Annotated in this window: 19 protein-coding genes; 8 read left to right on the forward strand and 11 right to left on the reverse strand. The window is 68.1% G+C overall.

Features of this window, described 5'->3' with window-relative positions; all coding sequences use genetic code 11:
• Positions 1 to 11: 11 nt before the first annotated feature.
• The 6 genes from gloA to ABL844_RS10390 form a co-directional block, all read right to left on the reverse strand.
• Positions 12 to 425, reverse strand: coding sequence for a lactoylglutathione lyase (gene gloA, locus ABL844_RS10365; protein ID WP_126024106.1), 414 nt, complete (start codon positions 423 to 425; stop codon positions 12 to 14).
• A 66-nt stretch (positions 426 to 491) separates the two neighbouring features.
• Complete coding sequence (locus ABL844_RS10370; RefSeq protein ID WP_418131188.1) at positions 492 to 1,175, reverse strand: glutathione S-transferase family protein; 684 nt, start codon at positions 1,173 to 1,175, stop codon at positions 492 to 494.
• 104 nt (positions 1,176 to 1,279) lie between these two features.
• Positions 1,280 to 1,975, reverse strand: coding sequence for an ABC transporter ATP-binding protein (locus ABL844_RS10375; RefSeq protein WP_418131189.1), 696 nt, complete (start codon positions 1,973 to 1,975; stop codon positions 1,280 to 1,282).
• 1 nt (position 1,976) lies between these two features.
• A complete protein-coding gene (locus tag ABL844_RS10380) occupies positions 1,977 to 3,656 on the reverse strand; it encodes an ABC transporter permease (RefSeq protein WP_418131190.1) in 1,680 nt (559 codons plus the stop codon).
• Positions 3,657 to 3,696: 40 nt separating this feature from the next.
• Entirely contained in the window at positions 3,697 to 4,758 is a 1,062-nt protein-coding gene (locus tag ABL844_RS10385) for a Fe(3+) ABC transporter substrate-binding protein (protein ID WP_418131191.1), read from the reverse strand.
• A 186-nt stretch (positions 4,759 to 4,944) separates the two neighbouring features.
• Complete coding sequence (locus ABL844_RS10390; protein WP_369658837.1) at positions 4,945 to 5,493, reverse strand: PaaI family thioesterase; 549 nt, start codon at positions 5,491 to 5,493, stop codon at positions 4,945 to 4,947.
• 75 nt (positions 5,494 to 5,568) lie between these two features.
• On the opposite strand from ABL844_RS10390, the gene ABL844_RS10395 reads away from it, so the two are divergent.
• The 4 genes from ABL844_RS10395 to ABL844_RS10410 all read left to right on the forward strand — a co-directional run bounded on the left by ABL844_RS10395 (position 5,569) and on the right by ABL844_RS10410 (position 9,665).
• Positions 5,569 to 6,024 carry a MarR family winged helix-turn-helix transcriptional regulator gene (locus ABL844_RS10395; RefSeq protein ID WP_126024114.1) on the forward strand — a complete coding sequence of 152 codons (456 nt, stop codon included), beginning with the start codon at positions 5,569 to 5,571 and terminating at the stop codon, positions 6,022 to 6,024.
• 110 nt (positions 6,025 to 6,134) lie between these two features.
• Positions 6,135 to 7,448, forward strand: coding sequence for an MFS transporter (locus ABL844_RS10400; protein WP_418131192.1), 1,314 nt, complete (start codon positions 6,135 to 6,137; stop codon positions 7,446 to 7,448).
• Between the two features lie 19 nt (positions 7,449 to 7,467).
• Complete coding sequence (locus ABL844_RS10405) at positions 7,468 to 8,889, forward strand: MATE family efflux transporter (protein WP_418131193.1); 1,422 nt, start codon at positions 7,468 to 7,470, stop codon at positions 8,887 to 8,889.
• Positions 8,890 to 8,948: 59 nt separating this feature from the next.
• Positions 8,949 to 9,665: an SDR family oxidoreductase gene (locus tag ABL844_RS10410; protein ID WP_418131194.1), complete on the forward strand. Its 717-nt coding sequence runs from the start codon at positions 8,949 to 8,951 to the stop codon at positions 9,663 to 9,665.
• A gap of 42 nt (positions 9,666 to 9,707) precedes the next feature.
• Here the strand turns inward: ABL844_RS10410 and ABL844_RS10415 are convergent, their stop codons facing one another.
• From ABL844_RS10415 to ABL844_RS10435, 5 genes are all read right to left on the reverse strand, one after another.
• The gene (locus ABL844_RS10415; protein WP_418131195.1) at positions 9,708 to 10,019 is read right to left on the reverse strand and encodes a hypothetical protein; all 312 of its coding nucleotides are present in this window, start codon (positions 10,017 to 10,019) and stop codon (positions 9,708 to 9,710) included.
• 196 nt (positions 10,020 to 10,215) lie between these two features.
• Positions 10,216 to 10,956, reverse strand: a complete 741-nt coding sequence (locus ABL844_RS10420) for an aldolase (protein WP_418131196.1) — start codon at positions 10,954 to 10,956, stop codon at positions 10,216 to 10,218.
• Positions 10,957 to 11,005: 49 nt separating this feature from the next.
• A complete protein-coding gene (locus ABL844_RS10425) occupies positions 11,006 to 11,653 on the reverse strand; it encodes a 2-dehydro-3-deoxy-6-phosphogalactonate aldolase (RefSeq protein WP_418131197.1) in 648 nt (215 codons plus the stop codon).
• A complete protein-coding gene (locus tag ABL844_RS10430) occupies positions 11,650 to 12,561 on the reverse strand; it encodes a 2-dehydro-3-deoxygalactonokinase (RefSeq protein ID WP_418131198.1) in 912 nt (303 codons plus the stop codon). Before ABL844_RS10430 ends, ABL844_RS10425 begins: the two co-directional genes overlap by 4 nt.
• On the reverse strand, positions 12,562 to 14,298 hold the full coding sequence (locus tag ABL844_RS10435) for an IlvD/Edd family dehydratase (protein ID WP_126024122.1): 1,737 nt from the start codon (positions 14,296 to 14,298) through the stop codon (positions 12,562 to 12,564).
• Positions 14,299 to 14,447: 149 nt separating this feature from the next.
• On the opposite strand from ABL844_RS10435, the gene ABL844_RS10440 reads away from it, so the two are divergent.
• The 4 genes from ABL844_RS10440 (at position 14,448) to ABL844_RS10455 (ending at position 18,461) form a co-directional block, all read left to right on the forward strand.
• Entirely contained in the window at positions 14,448 to 15,191 is a 744-nt protein-coding gene (locus ABL844_RS10440; RefSeq protein ID WP_126024123.1) for a FadR/GntR family transcriptional regulator, read from the forward strand.
• 105 nt (positions 15,192 to 15,296) lie between these two features.
• Positions 15,297 to 16,679 carry an ABC transporter substrate-binding protein gene (locus ABL844_RS10445; protein WP_418131199.1) on the forward strand — a complete coding sequence of 461 codons (1,383 nt, stop codon included), beginning with the start codon at positions 15,297 to 15,299 and terminating at the stop codon, positions 16,677 to 16,679.
• A 49-nt stretch (positions 16,680 to 16,728) separates the two neighbouring features.
• Complete coding sequence (locus ABL844_RS10450; RefSeq protein WP_126024125.1) at positions 16,729 to 17,613, forward strand: carbohydrate ABC transporter permease; 885 nt, start codon at positions 16,729 to 16,731, stop codon at positions 17,611 to 17,613.
• Positions 17,610 to 18,461 carry a carbohydrate ABC transporter permease gene (locus ABL844_RS10455; protein WP_126024126.1) on the forward strand — a complete coding sequence of 284 codons (852 nt, stop codon included), beginning with the start codon at positions 17,610 to 17,612 and terminating at the stop codon, positions 18,459 to 18,461. Before ABL844_RS10450 ends, ABL844_RS10455 begins: the two co-directional genes overlap by 4 nt.
• Positions 18,462 to 18,476 lie beyond the last annotated feature (15 nt).

An 18,476-nucleotide genomic window follows, 5' to 3' on the forward strand; every position in this document is an offset into this window, starting at 1 on the left:
CGCCGGGGCCTTCAGCGCAGGCCGCCGCCGGCAGCGTTCTCGTCGCGCTGGATCAGTTCCACCTTGTAGCCGTCGGGGTCCGTGACGAAGGCGATGACGGTGGTGCCGCCCTTGACCGGGCCGGCCTCGCGCGTCACGTTGCCGCCGGCGGCCTTGATCTTCTCGCAGGCCGCGTAGGCGTCGGGCACGCCGAGGGCGATGTGGCCGTAGGCGGTGCCCAGTTCGTAGCTCTCGGTGCCCCAGTTGTAGGTGAGTTCGATCTCGGCCTGGTCGGGGTTGCCGTTGCCATAGCCGATGAATGCGAGGCTGTACTTGTACTCGGGGTTCTCCGAGGTGCGCAGCAGATTCATGCCGAGCACCTTGGTGTAGAAGTCGATGGAGCGCTGCAGGTTGCCGACGCGCAGCATGGTGTGGAGGAGTCGCATCTCGTTGTGCCTTGTTCGTGGTCGTGGAGAGGGAAGCCCGCTATTGTGGGCCTCCCGGCGCGGCGATCAAGCGGCCAGTGTCAGCAGGTGGGCCTGGTGGCGCTTCAGGAACTCCATCAGGTGCTGCGGGTACTCGGGCACCACCGCGTCCCGAACGCTGGGGCGCACGGCCAGCGCCTTGCGCCATGCATCGACCTTGGGCAGGGCGTCGAAGATGTGCGAGTCGCTGATCGCATCGAACACCTCGAAGTAGCGGAACACCGGCGCGAAGACCGCGTCGACGAGGCTGAAGCTGCCGCCCGCGAAGTAAGGGCCCTGGCCCAGCGCCGCTTCCACGCGCTGGAACTTGGTGAGCAGTGCCTGGCGCTTCTGTTCGAACACCGCCGCCTCCTGCGTGGTCTCGTAGCCCCAGAGGTCGCCGAGGATGGCCGAGCCGAACTCCATCCATGCGCGGTGTTCGGCGCGGGCGAGCGGGTCCTCGGGGTGCAGGCGAGCGCCGGGCTGGGTTTCTTCCAGGTACTCGCAGATCACGTTGCTCTCGAACAGCACGGCCTCACCTCCGTCGGGCCTGCGCACCTTCAGCAGCGGCACCTTGCCGAGCGGCGAGATGTCGAGAAACCACTGCGGCTTGTTGGCAAGGTCGATCACGACGCGCTCGAAGGGCACGTCCTTCTCGTGCAGCGCGATCGCGGCACGCTGCACGTACGGGCAAAGCAGGTGGCTGACGAGGGTGAGGGATTGCTGGGGCATGGGGCTCTCCGCTTTCTGGATCGGTTGTGTCTGGATCGCGGCGATTCTTGCGGTCCTGAACAACCTTTTCCCGAAAAGCCCATTAGGGAAACGGGCGCCTTGTGCTAGATGGGATCGACGGCCGTCGTATCTAGCCAGTGCGTGATGCGCCCGCCGTGCATCACGCCGATGCGGTCCGCCATCGCATGCGCCTCGGCCTCGTTGTGCGTGACGAGAATGGCCGTCTGCCCCGCCTGCTTCAGGATGTCGCGCACTTCCACGGTCAGCCGTTCGCGCGTGCCGCCGTCGAGGTTGGAGAAGGGCTCGTCGAGCAGCAGCAGGGCGGGCGAAGGTGCGAGCGCGCGGGCCAGCGCGATGCGCTGCTGCTGGCCCCCGGAAAGCTCGTGCGGATAGCGCTCGCCCGCATCGGCGAGACCGACCAGCGCGAGCATTTCGACGACGCGCGACTGTTGTTCGGCGCGGCCCAGCCGGCGCAGGCCGAAGGCCACGTTCTTCGCCGCCGAAAGGTGCGGGAACAGTGCGTACTCCTGGAACATCATGCCCACGCGCCGCTGCTCGGGCGGCAGGTGCTTCTGCGCGGACGACAGCAGCACCTCGCCGAGGCGGATCGTGCCGGCGCGCACCGGCTCGAAGCCCGCGATGGCGCGCAGCACCGTCGTCTTGCCGCAGCCGGAAGGGCCGAACAGGCAGGCGATGTCGCCCGCGTCCAGCGCCAGCGAGAAGCCGTCGACGACGGTGTGCAGGCCGCGCGGCGTGTCGTAGGCGAGGCTGATCGCATCGAGGTGCAGTGGGGAGCTCATGTCATGTCTTCTCGGGAGCCAGTGTGGCCGAAGGTGCGCCCAGCTGGTTGCGCGCCAGCAGCACCACGGGCAGCAGGCCGGCCAGCACGATGGCGAGCGCGGCGATGGCGCCTTCCTCGTACGTGCCGCGCGCGGCCTCGGCGTACAGCCAGGTGGCCAGGGTGTCGAAGTTGGCGGGCCGCAGCAGCAGCGTGGCGGGCAGCTCCTTCATGGCGTCGACGAACACCAGCAGCGCGGCGGCCGCCATGGCGGGCCGCAGCAGCGGCAGGTGCACGCGGCGCAGCGTACCGGCGGTGGTTTCGCCGAGCAGGCGCGAGGCCTGCTCGATGGCGGGCGGAATGCGCGAGAGGCCGGCCTCGATGCCGCCGACCGGCATGGCAAGAAAGCGGATCGCGCAGGCCACGACCAGCACCACGCCGCAGCTCATGAGAGGCAGGCCCTGCAGGCCGAAGGCCGCGGCCAGCGCCGAATCGAAGGCCAGAGCCGGCGTGAGCAGCCCGATGGCCAGCACCGTGCCCGGCACCGCATAGCCCAGCGTCGCGGCGCGCGCCTGCCAACGCGCGCGCGCGGGCCCCGAGCCCTGGCTGCGTGCGGCCCACGCGACGACCAGCCCGGCTGCCACCGCGACGGCGGTGACGCCCGTGGCCAGTGCCAGCGTATTGCCCAGGCTCGCGACCAGCCCCTGCGAGATGCCGCCACCCTGGCGCAGCCGCTTGGCGCTTTCCCAGACCAGGTAGAGGGCAGGCGCCACGAAGCCGATCAGCACCGGCAGCGAGGCGGCCGCCATCGCGGCCCAGCCCGCGGCTCCGTGCAGCCTGCGTGGCTGCACCGCGCGCATTCGCTGCGCCGAGCCGAAGCGCTGGTGACGCCGGCCGTTGCGCTCCAGCCAGACCAGCGCGATCACCACGAACAGCATCGCGCAGGCGATCTGCGCGGCGCCCGCGAGGTCGGAGCGCGTGATCCAGGTGGTGTAGACCGCCACCGTCAGCGTGTTCACGCCGAGGAACTCGGAAGCGCCGATATCGTTGAGCGTTTCGAGCAGCGCAAGGCTCAGCCCCACGGCCAGTGCAGGACGCGCCAGCGGCAGTGCCACGCGGAAGAAGGCGCCGCGCCGGCTCTCGCCGAGCATGCGCGCCGCTTCCATCAGATGCGCCGGCTGCGTCATGAACATCGCGCGCGCCGTCATGTAGACGTACGGATAGAGCACGAAGCCCAGCACGAAGATCGCGCCGGGCATCGAGCGCAGGTCGGGCAGGCGGAACTGGCGCGGACTGTCGAAGCCGAGCATCCAGCGGATCGCGCCCTGCACCGGGCCGATGGGGTGCAGCAGGTCGAGGTAGGCGAAGGCGACGATGTAGGTCGGCATCGCCAGCGGCAGCAGCAGGGCCCAGTGCAGGGTACCGCGGCCGGGGAAGTCGTGCGCCGTCACCAGCCAGGCACAGCCGGTGCCGATCACCAGCACCAGCGCGCCCACGCCGGCAAGCAGCACGGCCGTGTTGAGCGCCGCCTGGGGCAGCACGTGCGCGAAGAGCGGCCCCCAGTGGCCGAGGCCCGAGCCGAAGGCCAGCCACGCCAGCGTGAGCACCGGCGCGAGCACGCCGATGGCGATCAGGAACGACGCGCAGCGCCAGGCCGGGCCGGCGGCTTGCAGGCCCGGCGGCTGGCGCCGCAGGAGACTCATTCAGTCAGTCGCCGGCAGGCATGCCCGGCGCTCGTCGATGTCACTGGTCGAAGCCAACCTTGTCCACAAGCGCGCTCGCCTGCTTGCGGTATTTCGCGATCTCGGTCAGCGGCAGCGGGTCGACCTTCAGCTCGCCGATGGACTGGCCGATGATCGGGTCGAGCGCCACGCCCTTGCGCACCGGGTACTCGTAGTTGGCCTGAGCGTAGAGGGCCTGGGCCGGTTCCGATACCAGGAACTCGAGCAGCTTGACCGCGTTGGCACGCTGCGGCGCGTTCTTCGCGACGGCCGCGCCGCTGATGTTGACGTGCGTGCCGCCGCTCTTGGCATTGGCGAAGGTCGGGCGCACCACCTTGATGGCGTCGCCCCACTTGCGCGCGTCGGTGCCTTCCTTGGCGCTCTTCATCTGGCCGACGTAGTACGAGTTGGCCAGGCCCACGTCGCAGATGCCGCCGAGGATGTCGCGCGCCACGTCGCGGTCGCCGCCGGTGGCCTTGCGCGCCAGGTTGGCCTTGACGCCGCGCAGCCACTGCTCGGCCTTGGCTTCGCCGTCGTGCGCGATCAGCGAGGCCACGAGTGCGGTGTTGTAGGGATGCTGGCCGGCGCGGATGCAGACCTTGCCCTTGTACTTGGGGTTGGCCAGGTCTTCATAGCGGAAGCTGGTGAGCGGCAGGCTCTTGTCGGCGTAGAGCACGCGTGCGCGCATCGAGAGCGAGAACCACTGGCCGTCGGCGCCGCGCAGGTTGGCCGGAATGGCCGACTCGAGCGCGGCCGACTTCACGGGCTGCGTCACGCCGCCGTCGACGAGGTCCATCAGGTTGCCGATGTCCACCGTCATCAGCACGTCGGCGGGGGATCGGGCGCCTTCGGCCTTGACGCGCTCCAGCAGGCCGTCCTTCACGAAGACGGTGTTGACCTTGATGTTGCTCTGGGCGCTGAAGGCCGAGATGAGAGGCTGGATCAGCGCGGGCTCGCGCGTCGTGTAGAGCGTGAGTTCTTCGGCGGCCTGCGCGGGCAGGGCGGTGGCGGCCAGCCACGCGGCGCCTGCGCCAAGCAGTGCGCGCGCGGCGCGGCCTTGGACGCGCGAGCGTTGTTCGGTCATGAGGATCCTCCAGGAGCGGGTGTTCTAGAAAGCTCCGGCGCCGGCAGCGGATGATGTCGCCGCCGGTGTCGCGTGTTGCGGCCGCCGGATGAGAATAATTATCACTGGCCGCCCTGGATCGCGACGCCTTTGGACTTACAGGTTGAAGGCCTACTGCAGTCCGCCTTCGCCCGCTGGCCTCGCGGCTCAACGCGCCGGCGGCACCTCGAAGACGAGGCAGGTGGTCGTCGCGTGCGCGTACAGCGTGCCGTCGGGACCGTAGAGGCGGGCTTCGGCGGTGGCGAGTTGCTTGCCGCAGTGGATCACCTTGCCTTCCGCGCGCACGCGCTGCACTTTGGGCGTGAGGCCCTTCACGTAGTTGACGCCGAGTTCGGCGGTGGTGTAGGCGCGGCCGGGCGGCATCATCGTGTGGACCGAGCAGCCCAGGGCCGAATCGAGCATCGTCGCGACCCAGCCGCCGTGGATGGTGCCCAGCGGGTTCAGGTGCTGCGGCAGCGGCGTGCCCTGGAAAATGGCCACGCCAAGGCGCGCCTCGATGATCGTGAAGTCCAGCGTCTTGGCGATGGCGGCGTAGGGAATGTCGCCGTTGAGCATCGCCTGCATGATCTCCAGGCCGGTCTTGCCGGCGATCTGGTCGGGGCGGGCGAGGCCGGGGCCCGGGCCGGCCTCGAGGCGGCCGGTGATCTTCTGTTCCTCGGCGATCCATGCGTCGAGCTGGCTGGTGGCTTGTGTCATGCCTGTGTTCCTTCTGGGGGCTTTGTGCCGGGATGTTGATTGCATATGCAATAGTTGCACATACAATAATAGCCTATGGACACTCCCGCCAAGCCACGCGGCTGCACCAGCTTCAAGGTGCGACAGCTTTCGCGACGCCTCTCGCAGCACTACGACGCCGAGGTTTCGCAAAGCGGCCTCAAGACCACGCAGTACTCGCTGCTGTCGCACCTCGCGCGGCTCGGTCCCTCGCGTCCCGTCGACCTGGCGGCCGAGCTCAAGATGACTGCCTCCACCCTGAGCCGCAACCTGCAGCCGCTGATCGTCGCGGGCTGGATCGCGCAGGGTGCCGGCGCCGATGCGCGCAGCCGGCTGGTGCAGCTCACCGAGGAAGGCGAGGTCAAGCGGCGCGAAGCGCTGGCGCACTGGAAGACCGCGCAGCAGAAGCTGAATGCGTTGCTGGGCGTGGAGCGCGTGCTCGCGCTGCACCTGCTGATCGACGAGGCCATGGAGCTGCTGGGCGGCGAGGAAGAGCACGCCAGCGACGACTGACCCCCCAACCTTTCTTCACCCACACCCATTCGCTCAATCGTGCGCACAGGCGCGCGAGGGCCCCGTTTCGCCTTTTTTTCCTCCCATTCAATTCCAACAGCAGAGGCCCCATGTTCGCCAACTCCGTTTCCGCGTGGCTGCAGCGCCGCGGCATCCACTACGGCTGGATCGTCGCCGCCATCACCTTCCTCACCATGCTGACCATGTCGGCCGCGCTGGGCCTGCCCGGCGCCATGCTGCAGCCGCTGGGCAAGGAATTCGGCTGGAGCACCGAGCAGATCTCCTCGTCGCTGGCACTGCGCTTCGCGCTCTTCGGGCTGATGGGGCCGTTCGCCGCCGTGCTGATGGAGCGCTATGGCCTGCGCGCGGTGGTCTGCACCGGCCTCGCGCTCGTCGGGCTGGGCATGGCGCTGGTCACCATGGCCTCGCAGCTCTGGCAGCTCTTCGTGCTCTGGAGCCTGATGCTGGGCCTGGGTACCGGCATGACGGCGCTGGTGCTCGGCGCAGTGGTGGCCAACCGCTGGTTCGTCGCGCGGCGCGGGCTGGTGGTGGGCATGCTCACTGCGAGTTCGGCGACGGGGCAACTGGCCTTCCTGCCGCTGGCGGCCTGGATGATCGAGCACTGGGGCTGGCGCTCGGCCATCGTGCCGATCGTGATCGGCACCATCCTCATCGGCCTGCTGGCGCTGCTGCTGATGCGCAACCGGCCCTCCGACGTTGGCCTGCTGCCCTACGGCGAGGCACCCGGCACGCAGCCCGCGGCGCCCGCCGCAGCCGCGCCCGCGATGAACTTCGCCACGCCCTTTCGCGTGCTGAAGGAAGTCTCGACCAACCGCACCTTCTGGGTCCTGGCCGGCACCTTCTTCATCTGCGGCCTGAGCACCAACGGCCTGGTGCAGACGCACTTCATCTCGCTGTGCGGCGACTACGGCATGAGCGCCGTGCCGGCAGCATCGGTGCTCGCGATGATGGGGGCCTTCGACTTCGTCGGCACGATCCTCTCGGGCTGGCTCTCGGACCGCTACGACAACCGCAAGCTGCTCTTCTGGTACTACGGCCTGCGCGGGCTGTCGCTCTTCTGGCTGCCGCATTCCGAATTCACCATCTACGGCCTCGGCATCTTCGCGATGTTCTACGGTCTCGATTGGATCGCCACCGTGCCGCCGACCGTCAAGCTCGCGGGCGCAACCTTCGGCCCGGCCAAGGTCGGCCTGGTGTTCGGCTGGGTCTTCGCCGCGCACCAGCTGGGCGCCGCCACGGCCGCGTACGGCGCGGGCTTTGCCCGCACGCTGCTGCTCACCTACACCCCGGCGCTCTACACCGCCGGCGCAGCCTGCCTGGTGGCGGCGCTGATCGTGATGACCATCCGCCGTCCGGCCGCGAAGTCCGGCTCCCCGGCCACGCCCGCCGCGGCCCGTGCCTGAACCCGCCAAGGCCCCAGCCATGACCGCACCCCACGGCACCACCGAACTCGACCCGCGCACGCGCCGCCTGCTCGAGGCGCCCATCGTCCCCACGCTGCTGCGCCTGGCCGCGCCCAATGTGCTGGTGATGGTGGCGCAGGCCTCCGTCGGCCTCATCGAGACCTACTTCGTCGGCAAGCTCGGCACCGATGCGCTCGCCGGCATGGCGCTGGTGTTTCCCATCGTGATGCTGATGCAGATGACCTCCAGCGGCGCCATGGGCGGCGGCATCGCCTCGTCCATCGCCCGGGCGCTCGGCGCGCGCCGCCGCGACGACGCCGATGCGCTGGTGTGGCACGCCATCGTCATCGCGCTGGGCTTCGGCCTGTGCTTCACGCTGGCGCTGCTTTTGGGCGGGCGCTGGCTCTACGGCGTGATGGGCGGCACCGGGGCCGCGCTGGAAGCCGCGCTCACGTATTCCAACTGGGTCTTCGCGGGCGCGACGCTGGTGTGGCTCTTCAACTCGCTCGGCGCCATCATCCGCGGCACAGGCAACATGTCTGTGCCGGCCAACGTGACGGTGGTGGGCGTGGTGTTCCTCATTCCGGCGTCGCCGCTCTTGATCTTCGGCTTCGGGCCGCTGCCGGGCATGGGCATCGCGGGCGGCGCGATCGCGCTGCTGCTGTACTACCTGCTGGGCTCTATCGCGCTCATCGCCTATCTGCGCTCGCCGCGCAGCCTGCTCAAGCCCACGCTCGACGCGCTGAAGCTGCGCTGGCCGCTGTTCCGCGACATCCTGCGCATCGGCCTGGTGGGCGCGGTGTCGACGGTGGCGACCAATCTTTCCATCGGCATCGCCACCGCGCTGACCGGGCATTTCGGCTCGGGCGCTCTGGCCGGCTACGGCACGGCCTCGCGGCTCGAATACCTGCTGGTGCCGCTGGTGTTCGGCCTGGGTGCGCCGCTGGTTGCGATGGTCGGTACCTGCATGGGAGCGGGGCTCCGTGAGCGGGCATTGCGCGCCACCTGGGCCGGCGCGGCGCTGGCCTTCGCGCTGACCGAAGCCATCGGCCTCGCGGCGGCGCTGTTCCCGCGTCCGTGGCTGCTGCTCTTCGGTAACGACCCGGCGATGCTGGAGACCGGCGCGCACTACCTGCGGGTGGTCGGACCCATGTACGGCCTGTTCGGCGTCGGGCTGGTTCTCTACTTCGCGTCGCAGGGCGCGGGCCGGCTGCTGTGGCCGGTGCTCGGCAACATCGCGCGGCTCGCGGTGGCGGGCACGGGCGGCTGGCTGGCGCTGCGCTGGGGCGGCGGGCTCACCGGCGTGTTTGCGGCGCAGGGCGTGGCGCTGGCGGTGTACGGCGTCGTGATCGCGTCGGCCATCGCGGGCGGGGCCTGGTTCGGCCGCGTGGGCTGGCCGCGCACCACCAGCGGGCTGCTGCGGCGCATGGCGCAGGCCTGAAATCCATCCATCGATTCATTCACCAAGCAAGCAACCAACCAACCAACGAAAGACTCGTCATGAAAATCAAGGACTCCGTGGTCTTCATCACCGGCGCCAATCGCGGCCTCGGTCTCGCCTTCGCGAAGGCCGCGCTCGCAGCGGGCGCGCGCAAGGTCTATGGTGCGGCGCGCGACCCCAAGAGCATCGACCTGCCGGGCGTGACCCCGGTGGCGCTCGACGTGACGCAGCCCGCGCAGATCGAGGCGGCCGTGCGCGCCTGCGGCGACGTGACGGTGCTGGTCAACAACGCGGGCATCTCGCGCGGCTCCAGCTTCCTCGGTTCGCCCGACGCGGTGGCGGCGGCGCGCGCCGAGTTCGAAACCAACTTCTTCGGCCCCTGGGCGCTCACACAGGCCTTTGCGCCGGTGCTCGCGGCCAACGGCGGCGGTGGCGTGATCAACGTGCTGTCGGCGCTGGCCTGGACCACCTTCCCGAGCGTGGCGACCTACAGCGCGACCAAGTCGGCGGCATGGTCGCTGAGCAACGGCCTGCGCAACGAACTGGCCGGGCAGGGCACGCGGGTCACTAGCCTGCACGTGGGCTACATGGACACCGACATGGCGGCGCACGTGCAGGGCACGCCCAAGGCATCGCCCGACGACGTCGCGCGCCAGGCGCTGGCCGGTCTCGAAGCGGGGCAGCCCGAAGTGCTGGCCGACGAGACTTCGCGGCAGCTCAAGCAGGGCCTGTCGAGCCCCACGCCGCCCTACGCGGGCGCACCGGGCGCGGCCTGAATGGACGAAGACCCGGGCGCGCGGCCCGGGTCTTCATGTCGATCAGTAGCGGTAGGGGTTGTTGGGACGACGGTCGTAACGGTTGGGAACACCGTCGCCGTCGTTGTCCCGGCGGCCGTAGCGGCGGCGGTCGTCCCAGCGGCGGTCGTAATAGTGGTCGCGGCGGTAGCCGGGGCCGTAGTAGTGGCGCGGCGGAGGCGGCGGCGCGTAGTAGCGGCGGGGCGGCGGCGGTGCCGGCACGACGTACACCTGCGCCTGGATGAAGGAGCCGCCCGTCTGTGCCTGTGCCGGTGCGGTGAATGCGGCCAGCGAGATCAGGGCCGCGGCGCCGAATGCAAAAGTAAGCTGTTTCATGTGATCCCCCGGTTATGAGTTGGAAGCCTCATCCTCGCGGCCCTTTGTTAAGTTGGTGTAAGGCTCGAGCGAAATCGGATGAAGAGCTGTAAGCCGGTGCGCGCAAAGCGCGGCACAGGCGAGACACAATTGTGAATGGAGTTTGCACCGCGGAACATCGTCCGCGGGTAGGCCATAGGCTCTATCGGCCGAAGGTTCAGCCGCGCGACGGCGCAGGCAGGAGGCGGCGCAGTGCCTCGAAGAACAGGTCGGACTGCTCGCGCTCGCCCTGGATCTGCGCCGCCACGTGGGAGGCCAGCTTCGGGTTGACCGGCACGAGCGGGCGGCCGGTCGATTGCGCGATCACCTGGTGCAGGCAGGCGCGCTCCAGGTAGTAGAGATCGTCGTAGGCATGGGCGATGGAGCCGCCGGCCACGATCACGCCGTGGTTCGCGAGAAAGGCCACGTCCTTGCCGGCCATCGCGCGGGCGATGCGCTCGCCCTCGGCGTCGTCGAGCGCCAGGCCGTTGTACTCGGCGTCGATGGCGATGCGGTTCATGTAGCGCATCGCGTTCTGGCTCGCGGTCGGGTCGAGCGCGCGGTCGACCGTGATCGTCAGCGCCGTGGCGTAGGGCATGTGGCAGTGCAGCACCACCGCGTGGCCGGTGAGCCGGTGCACCGCGCCGTGGATGAAGAGGGCGGTCGGCTCCACGCGGTGACGGCCCGCCAGCACCTCGCCGTGCACGTCGATCAGCACGATGTCGTCGGGGCCGATCTCGCTCCAGTGCAGGCCGCGCGGGTTGATGAGGTAGCGGTCCTGCGCGCCCGGCAGCATCACGCTGAAGTGATTGCAGACGCCTTCCGACAGTCCGTGATGGTCGGCTGCACGCAAGGCGAGGGCGAGGTCTTCGCGCAGCTTGCGCACGGCGGGGCTGGCGTAGATGGCATCGGCGGACATCGGTGGGGTCTCCGTTTCTTCTTTGATGTGGGTCGGTCAGGCGCGCCAGTCAGGTGCGGACGAGGCCCTTCCAGGCCGCGACGAACCTGTCGGCATCTTCACGCACGGCCGCGGCCTGCTTGCCGGGCTTGTAGAGCGAGGAGCCGATGCCGAAGCCGGCGGCACCGGCTGTGCGCCATTCGGCCATGTTCGTGGGCGAGATGCCGCCCACGGGCATCACCGGCGTGCCGGCCGGCAGCACGGCCAGCAATGCCTTCACCACGGCGGGCGAGGCCAGCTCGGCCGGGAACAGCTTGAGCCCGGAGGCGCCGGCCGCGAGCGCGCCGAAGGCCTCGGTCGGCGTCATCACGCCCGGCAGGCACACCATGCCCAGGCGCACGGCCTCGGCGATGACTTCGGCGTTGAAGTTGGGCGAGACGATCAGCTCGCCGCCCGCCGCATGCACATCGCGCACCTGCTGCGCGCCGAGCACCGTGCCGGCGCCGACCAGCGCCTGCGGAAAGCGCTTGCGCATCAGCGCGATGCTTTCCAGCGGTTGCGGCGAATTCAGCGGCACTTCGAGCAGCCGGAATCCGGGCTCGACGATGGCGTCGCCAACGTCGGCCGCTTCGGCGGGCGTGAGGCCGCGCAGGATGGCCACCAGCGGCAGCTCGCGCGTCGCGGCGTCGAATTTTTCGAGAGGGGTGGGGGAGGTCATGCGGGAATTCTGTCGGAGGAATCGAGAAAGCCGGACAGCGCGTGCAGTCCGGCCCAGGTGGCCTCGGCGCCCAGCGTGCGCGTGGCGACACCGGTGGCGCGCAGGGCCAGCGTGTAGCGCTCGGTGAGGTTGGACGAGCCGATCAGAATCACTTCGCCCGACGCCTGCAGCGCCTGCGTGCGCAGCTCCTCGCCGATCAGCAGGCCCGAGAGATAGCTCGACAGCTCCTCCTTCGGCATGCGCTCGAACAGCGCCAGCGTGCGGGTGCCGAAGGCGTTGTGCAGCAGGCCGTGTCCGTTCTCGGAGCGGGTCACGCCTTCGAGAAAGGCCGCTTCGTCGAGCGGCGAGGCCGCATCGAGCGTGCGCGCCAGTATCGAATGCTGGCTCAGCAGCGCGTAGAACTCGCCCGTCATGTAGGTGCGGAAGCCGGCGACGCGGCCCTTCTTCACCGAGGCCCACTTGTTGTGCGTGCCGGGCAGCACGAAGACGCCTTCGCTCAGGCCGGTGAGCTCCATCGCGCCGAAGATCTGCACTTCCTCGCCGCGCATCACGTCGGGCACGCCGGCGTGCTCGTCGCTCAGGCCCGGCACGATCGCGATGCGCGCACCCGGAACGGCGTCGATGTCGATGATGCGGCGGCCCACTTCGACGCGGCCGGCGGGGCAGGCGCAGTAGGGCGCCTCCACCCAGCCCTGCTTGCTGCCGGCCATGCCGGAGATCAGGCAGCGCGCGCCTTCGAGGCGCATCCAGTCGCCGAAGAGCTTGTCGAAGACGGCCGGAAAGCCGCCTTCGGGCACCGTGAGAATGCCGCGCGCATCGTTGCGCTCTTCAAGCACCTTGCCGCTGGCGTCAAGCAGCGCGCCGCGCAGTGAACTCGTGCCCCAGTCGATTGCAACCAGTCTTGTCATCTAGTGATTGTCGCGCGGCACGAAGGCACCGCGGCGACCGCGCAGGAAGGCCAGGTCTGCTCCCTGGTCGGCCTGCAGCACCGTATCGACATACAACTTCCAGTAACCGGATTCCAGCGGCGCCTTGGGCGCGACCCATTTCTCGCGGCGCTTCGCCAGCTCTTCGTCGCTCACGTGCAGGTGCAGCCTGCGGTTGGGCACGTCGAGCTCGACGATGTCGCCGTCCTGCACCAGCGCCAGAGGGCCGCCCGCTGCCGCCTCGGGCGCGGTGTGCAGCACCACGGTGCCGTAGGCCGTGCCGCTCATGCGCGCGTCGCTGATGCGGACCATGTCGGTGATGCCCTTGCGCAGCACCTTCGGCGGCAGCGGCATGTTGCCTGCCTCGGCCATGCCGGGGTAACCCTTGGGCCCGCAGTTCTTGAGCACCATGATGCAGTTCTCGTCGATGTCGAGGTTTTCGTCGTCGATGCGCCTGTGCAGGTCGTCGGCGCTCTCGAACACCACCGCGCGGCCCTTGTGCACCAGCAGTTCCGGCGTGGCCGCACTGGGCTTGATGATGGCGCCGTTGGGCGCGAGGTTGCCGCGCAGCACGCAGATGCCGGCCTTGTCCTTGAAGGGCTCGGCCAGGGGGCGGATGACCTGCGGGTTGAAATTCTCGGCGTCCTTCACGTTCTCCCACAGGCTCTGGCCGGTGGCGGTGATCACGTCCTTGTGCAGGTGCTCGGCGATCTCCTTGATGACCACCGGCAGGCCGCCCGCGTAGCAGAAGTCTTCCATCAGGAACTGGCCCGAGGGCTGCAGGTTCACCAGGCAGGGCAGCTCGGAGGCGAGGCGGTCGAAATCTTCCAGCGTGAGTTCGACGCCCATGCGCCCCGCGATGGCCAGCAGGTGGATCACGAAGTTGGTCGAGCCGCCGATGGCCGCGTTGACCTTGATCGCGTTCTCGATGGCCTGGCGCGTGAGGATCTTCGACATGTTCATGTCTTCATGCACCATGCCGACGATGCGCCGGCCCGCCTGCCGCGCCAGCACGTTGCGGCGGCCGTCCACGGCAGGGTAGGCCGCGTTGCCCGGCAGGCCGATGCCCAGCGACTCGACCATGCTCGCCATGGTGCTGGCGGTGCCCATCGTCATGCAGTGGCCGTGGCTGCGGTGCATGCAGCTCTCGGCCTCGAAGAATTCCTGCAGCTTGAGCGTGCCTGCGCGCACCTGCTCGCTCATCTGCCACACGCCGGTGCCCGAGCCGAGCTCCTGCCCGCGCCACTTGCCCGAGAGCATCGGGCCGCCCGACACGCCGATGGTCGGCAGGTCGACGCTGGCCGCGCCCATCATGAGCGCGGGGGTGGTCTTGTCGCAGCCCATGAGCAGCACCACGCCGTCGAGCGGGTTGCCGCGGATGCTTTCCTCCACGTCCATGCTCGCGAGGTTGCGATACAGCATCGCGGTGGGACGCAGCAGCGTCTCGCCGAGCGACATCACCGGGAACTCGAGCGGGAAGCCGCCAGCTTCGTACACGCCGATCTTCACCTGCTCCGCGAGCGTGCGGAAGTGCGAGTTGCAGGGCGTGAGTTCGCTGAAGGTGTTGCAGATGCCGATGACCGGGCGGCCGTCGAACTGGTCGTGCGGAACGCCCTTGCCCTTCATCCAGCTTCGGTAGATGAAGCCGTCGCGATCGTGCCGGCCGAACCATTGCTGGCTGCGGAGTTCTTCGGGTTTCTTCCTGGGGGCGGTGCTCATTGGATGTCTCTCTTTGTTGTCGAAACCTGCGCCCGATCCTCAGGGTTTGTCCTGCCGATAGAGCGTTTCAATCATCATATGATAAGCGCGAACAACGCGCCGGACCCTTAGTGTTTTCGAGCGACGGGATACCAGTTTTCACATCACGCATGATCAAGAACATCCACGGTCGCACGCTCGAACTCCTCGGTGAAGCCGTGGTGTCGGGCCGCTATGCGATCGGTGCATCCATCCCGTCCGAGCCCGTGCTCGGCGAGGAGCTGGGCGTGAGCCGCACCGTGGTGCGAGAGGCCATCAAGTCGCTGGTGGCCAAGGGTCTGATCGTGACCGGGCCGAAGGTCGGCACGCGCGTGCTGCCCAAGGACAAGTGGAACTGGTTCGACCCCGACGTCATCACCTGGCAGGCGCGTGCCGGCCTCACGCCCGAGTTCCTGCGCGACCTGCAGGACCTGCGCCGCGCGGTGGAGCCGGCGGCGGTGCGGCTGGCCGCGGAGAGGGCCACCGCGGAAGACATCGACGAAATCGAGCGTGCCTACGCCGGCATGAAGGAAGCCGTGGAGAACGGCGGCGACTACGTCACCTTCGACCTGCGCTTTCACAACGGCCTGCTGGGGGCCGCGCGCAACAGGATGATTGCGCAGATGAGCAAGGTGCTCAACGCATTGCTGCGCACCAGCTTCGAGATATCGACAACCAAGCCCGACGGCCCCACGCTCTCGCTGCCGTTGCACCGCGCTGTGCTCGACGCGGTGATCGCGCACGACCCCGACGTCGCGGAACGCGCGATCCTCCGGCTCATCGACGGCGCCCGCCAGGACATCGAGGACGTGCTCGGCTCGCGCCGCCGGCTGCCGCGGCTGAGCAGGCCGCCACCCAGGCTCAGGGCCAGTTAGCCAGCCAGGCGCACTGGCGGCGCTCACGGTCCACTTCCGGTTCTTTCACCCCCCACGCTCGCGCGCCGAGCAGATTCCACCCCAGAAGAGAAGGAGACAACGTCCATGAAATTCGTCAAGTCGCTGATCGCGCCGACGCTGGTCGCGATGGGCCTGCTGTCGGCAGGCCACGTCGCCGCGCAGGAGAAACTCACCGTCTGGTGGGTCAAGGGCTTCTACAAGGCGGAGGACGACGCACTGTTCGCCGCCATCAAGAAGTTCGAAGAGAAGAACAAGAACGTCAAGATCGAACTCTCGCAGTACCCGATCCAGGACATGATCCCCAAGACCGTGTCCGCGCTCGACTCGGGCAGCCCGCCCGACGTGGCGTACGCCGACGTCTACGACTTCCAGGTCACGGGCAAGTGGGCCTACGACGGCAAGCTCGAGGACATCAGCAGCGTGCTCACGCCCATGAAGGCCCGCTTCGCGCCCAACACGCTGGAGACCACCTACCTCTACAACGACCAGACCAAGAGCAAGGCGTACTACGCCTTCCCGATCAAGCAGCAGACCATGCACATCGAGTACTGGCTCGACATGCTGGCCGAAGCCGGGTTCAAGGAGTCCGACATTCCCACCGGCTGGAAGGACTACTGGTCGTTCTGGTGCGAGAAAGTGCAGCCAGCCAGCCGCCAGAAGAGCGGAAAGCGCAACTTCGGCATCGGCATGCCGATGGGCGTGGACTCGAGCGACGCGTTCTATTCGTTCCTGACCTTCATGGACGCCTACAACGTCAAGCTGGTGGACGACAACGGCAAGCTGCTGGTCGACGACCCGAAGGTGCGCACCGGCCTCATCGGCGCCATGACCGACTACACCACGCCCTACGTCAAGGGCTGCACGCCGCCTTCTTCCACCAGCTGGAAGGACCCGGACAACAACGTCGCGTTCCACAACAAGACGACCGTGATGACGCACAACGCGACCATCTCCATCGCCGCCAAGTGGCTCGACGACTCGAACAACGCATCGCTCACGCCCGAGCAGCGTGAAGAGGCGCGCAAGAACTACACCGAGCGCATCCGCACGGCCGGCTTCCCGAACAAGCCCGATGGCAGCAAGATGGTCTACCGCACGGCCGTGAAGACCGGCGTGGTGTTCAAGGACGCGAAGAACAAGGCCCGCGCCAAGGAGTTCGTCTCGTTCCTGATGCAGGAAGAGAACCTGACGCCGTACGTCGAAGGCTCGCTGGGCCGCTGGTTCCCGGTGACCAAGGCCGCGCAGCAGCGTGACTTCTGGAAGGCAGACCCGCACCGCCTCTCGGTCTACAACCAGTACGCCGCCGGCACCGTGACCTTCGAATTCACGAAGAACTACAAGTTCACCGTGCTGAACAACGAGAACGTCTGGGCCAAGGCCATGAGCCGCATCGTCACCGACAAGGTGCCGGTGGACAAGGCGGTGGACGAGATGATCGCCCGCATCAAGACGGTGGCGGGCCAGTAAGCCGCGCACGCACGGTACCCGTCGGCACGTTCACCACCAGCAGCACGCCATGAGCAGTGCAACTGCCTCCGCCGCCGCGCCGAGTACTTCGGCGCCTGTCGTCAATCCCGGAGCGCGGCATGCGCGCTGGCAGTTCTGGGGCGCGGTCATGGTCGTGCCCTACCTGCTGGTGTTCGTGGTGTTCGTGCTGTACCCGGTGGGCTACGGCCTCTGGCTCGCCCGCCATCCGCAAAGCTACGTGAAGCTGGTCGAAGACCCGATCTTCTTCCGCTCCGTGATCAACACGGCCATCTTCCTGGTCGTGGCGATCAACCTCAAGATGCTCGTGGCACTCGTGCTCTCGGGCTTCTTCGTGACATCGCGCTGGTGGATCAAGATCGTCTCGGCGATCTTCATCCTGCCGTGGGCGATGCCCTCCATTCCCACGATCCTGTCGATCCGCTTCATGCTGAACCCGGAGTGGGGCGTGATCAACAGCACCATCTTCCGCCTGACCGGCGCCGACGGCCCCAACTGGCTCAACGATCCCTCGCTGGCGCTGGCCTTCGCGATGATCGTGCACATCTGGAAGTCGCTGCCGTTCTGGACGCTCATCCTCGTGGCGGGCCGCCTGGCCATTCCCACCGAGCAGTACGAGGCTGCTTCCGTCGACGGCGCCTCGTCGTGGCAGAAGTTCCGCTTCGTGAGCTGGCCGGCGTTGAAGACGCTCTACATCACCTCGCTCATCCTCTCGATGATCTGGACGCTGGGCGACTTCAACAGCGTCTACCTGCTGACCGGCGGCGGCCCCGCCGACCTCACGCACGTGCTCGCCACGCTGGGCATCCGCTACCTGCGCCTCGACCAGGTCGACCTGTCGATGGCTTCCATCGTGGTGGCGATGCCGCTCGTTCTGCCGCTGGTTTACTTCATGATGAAGAGGCTCTCGAAATGAAGCGCTGGACACCAAGAGCCGTGCTCACCGAGGCCCGGCTGCTGCTCATCGGCATTCCGGTGCTGCTGTGGACGCTGATCCCGGTCTACCACATGGTGCTGTTCGCGATCTCGTCGAAGGACTCCGCGACCTCGGGCCACCTGTGGCCCAAGAGTCCGACGCTGGACAACTTCCGCATCGTGTTCCAGCAGAAGCACTTCTACCTCGACCACTTCTGGCTGCAGCTGTGGAACTCACTGCTGATCGCGCTGTCGGTGGGCGCGCTCACGCTCTTCGTGGCGACCACGGCGGCGTTCGCCATCAGCCGGCTGCGCGTGCGCGGCGGGCGCACGGTGATGAACATGGCGCTGTTCACTTACTTCATCCCGGCGGCCTTCCTCGCGGTGCCCATGTACAAGACCATGGGCAACTACGGCCTGCTCAACAGCCAGTGGGCGCTGATCCTCGCGATGGTGACGATCGCTTCGCCGTACTGCATCTGGGTGCTGAAGCAGGCCTCCGACAAGCTGCCCTACGAGCTCGACGAGGCCGCGCGCATGGACGGCGCCTCGCCGCTGCAGCTGTTCCGCCTCGTGTACCTGCCGCTGATGGTGCCTTCGCTGGTGGCCGTGGGCACGTATTCGCTGCTGCTGGCCTGGAACGAGTACCTCTACGCCTTCCTGCTGCTGTCCAACGACAAGAGCGTGACGCTGGCCGTGGCGCTGGGCAACTTCCTCTCGGCCGACGATTCGCCGTGGGAGCTGCTGATGGCCACCGGCCTGATCTACGCGCTGCCCCCGGCGGCGATCTATTACGCATTCAAGCGCTACATGGTCGGCGGAATAACCGCCGGCGCAGTCAAGAGCTGAAAGAGCCCACGCAGG

The organism is Variovorax sp. 278MFTsu5.1 (genome assembly GCF_048305045.1).
Lineage (GTDB): Bacteria > Pseudomonadota > Gammaproteobacteria > Burkholderiales > Burkholderiaceae_C > Variovorax > Variovorax guangxiensis.

Coding starts and splice junctions, on each gene's coding strand:
- ABL844_RS10380 (WP_418131190.1), bottom strand. CDS start 3,656: ATGAGTCTCCTGCGGCGCCAGCCGCCGGGCCTGCAAGCCGCCGGCCCG.
- ABL844_RS10410 (WP_418131194.1), top strand. CDS start 8,949: ATGAAAATCAAGGACTCCGTGGTCTTCATCACCGGCGCCAATCGCGGC.
- ABL844_RS10430 (WP_418131198.1), bottom strand. CDS start 12,561: ATGACAAGACTGGTTGCAATCGACTGGGGCACGAGTTCACTGCGCGGC.
- ABL844_RS10425 (WP_418131197.1), bottom strand. CDS start 11,653: ATGACCTCCCCCACCCCTCTCGAAAAATTCGACGCCGCGACGCGCGAG.
- ABL844_RS10400 (WP_418131192.1), top strand. CDS start 6,135: ATGTTCGCCAACTCCGTTTCCGCGTGGCTGCAGCGCCGCGGCATCCAC.
- ABL844_RS10385 (WP_418131191.1), bottom strand. CDS start 4,758: ATGACCGAACAACGCTCGCGCGTCCAAGGCCGCGCCGCGCGCGCACTG.
- ABL844_RS10390 (WP_369658837.1), bottom strand. CDS start 5,493: ATGACACAAGCCACCAGCCAGCTCGACGCATGGATCGCCGAGGAACAG.
- ABL844_RS10450 (WP_126024125.1), top strand. CDS start 16,729: ATGAGCAGTGCAACTGCCTCCGCCGCCGCGCCGAGTACTTCGGCGCCT.
- gloA (WP_126024106.1), bottom strand. CDS start 425: ATGCGACTCCTCCACACCATGCTGCGCGTCGGCAACCTGCAGCGCTCC.
- ABL844_RS10440 (WP_126024123.1), top strand. CDS start 14,448: ATGATCAAGAACATCCACGGTCGCACGCTCGAACTCCTCGGTGAAGCC.
- ABL844_RS10435 (WP_126024122.1), bottom strand. CDS start 14,298: ATGAGCACCGCCCCCAGGAAGAAACCCGAAGAACTCCGCAGCCAGCAA.
- ABL844_RS10375 (WP_418131189.1), bottom strand. CDS start 1,975: ATGAGCTCCCCACTGCACCTCGATGCGATCAGCCTCGCCTACGACACG.
- ABL844_RS10395 (WP_126024114.1), top strand. CDS start 5,569: ATGGACACTCCCGCCAAGCCACGCGGCTGCACCAGCTTCAAGGTGCGA.
- ABL844_RS10420 (WP_418131196.1), bottom strand. CDS start 10,956: ATGTCCGCCGATGCCATCTACGCCAGCCCCGCCGTGCGCAAGCTGCGC.
- ABL844_RS10445 (WP_418131199.1), top strand. CDS start 15,297: ATGAAATTCGTCAAGTCGCTGATCGCGCCGACGCTGGTCGCGATGGGC.
- ABL844_RS10405 (WP_418131193.1), top strand. CDS start 7,468: ATGACCGCACCCCACGGCACCACCGAACTCGACCCGCGCACGCGCCGC.
- ABL844_RS10370 (WP_418131188.1), bottom strand. CDS start 1,175: ATGCCCCAGCAATCCCTCACCCTCGTCAGCCACCTGCTTTGCCCGTAC.
- ABL844_RS10455 (WP_126024126.1), top strand. CDS start 17,610: ATGAAGCGCTGGACACCAAGAGCCGTGCTCACCGAGGCCCGGCTGCTG.
- ABL844_RS10415 (WP_418131195.1), bottom strand. CDS start 10,019: ATGAAACAGCTTACTTTTGCATTCGGCGCCGCGGCCCTGATCTCGCTG.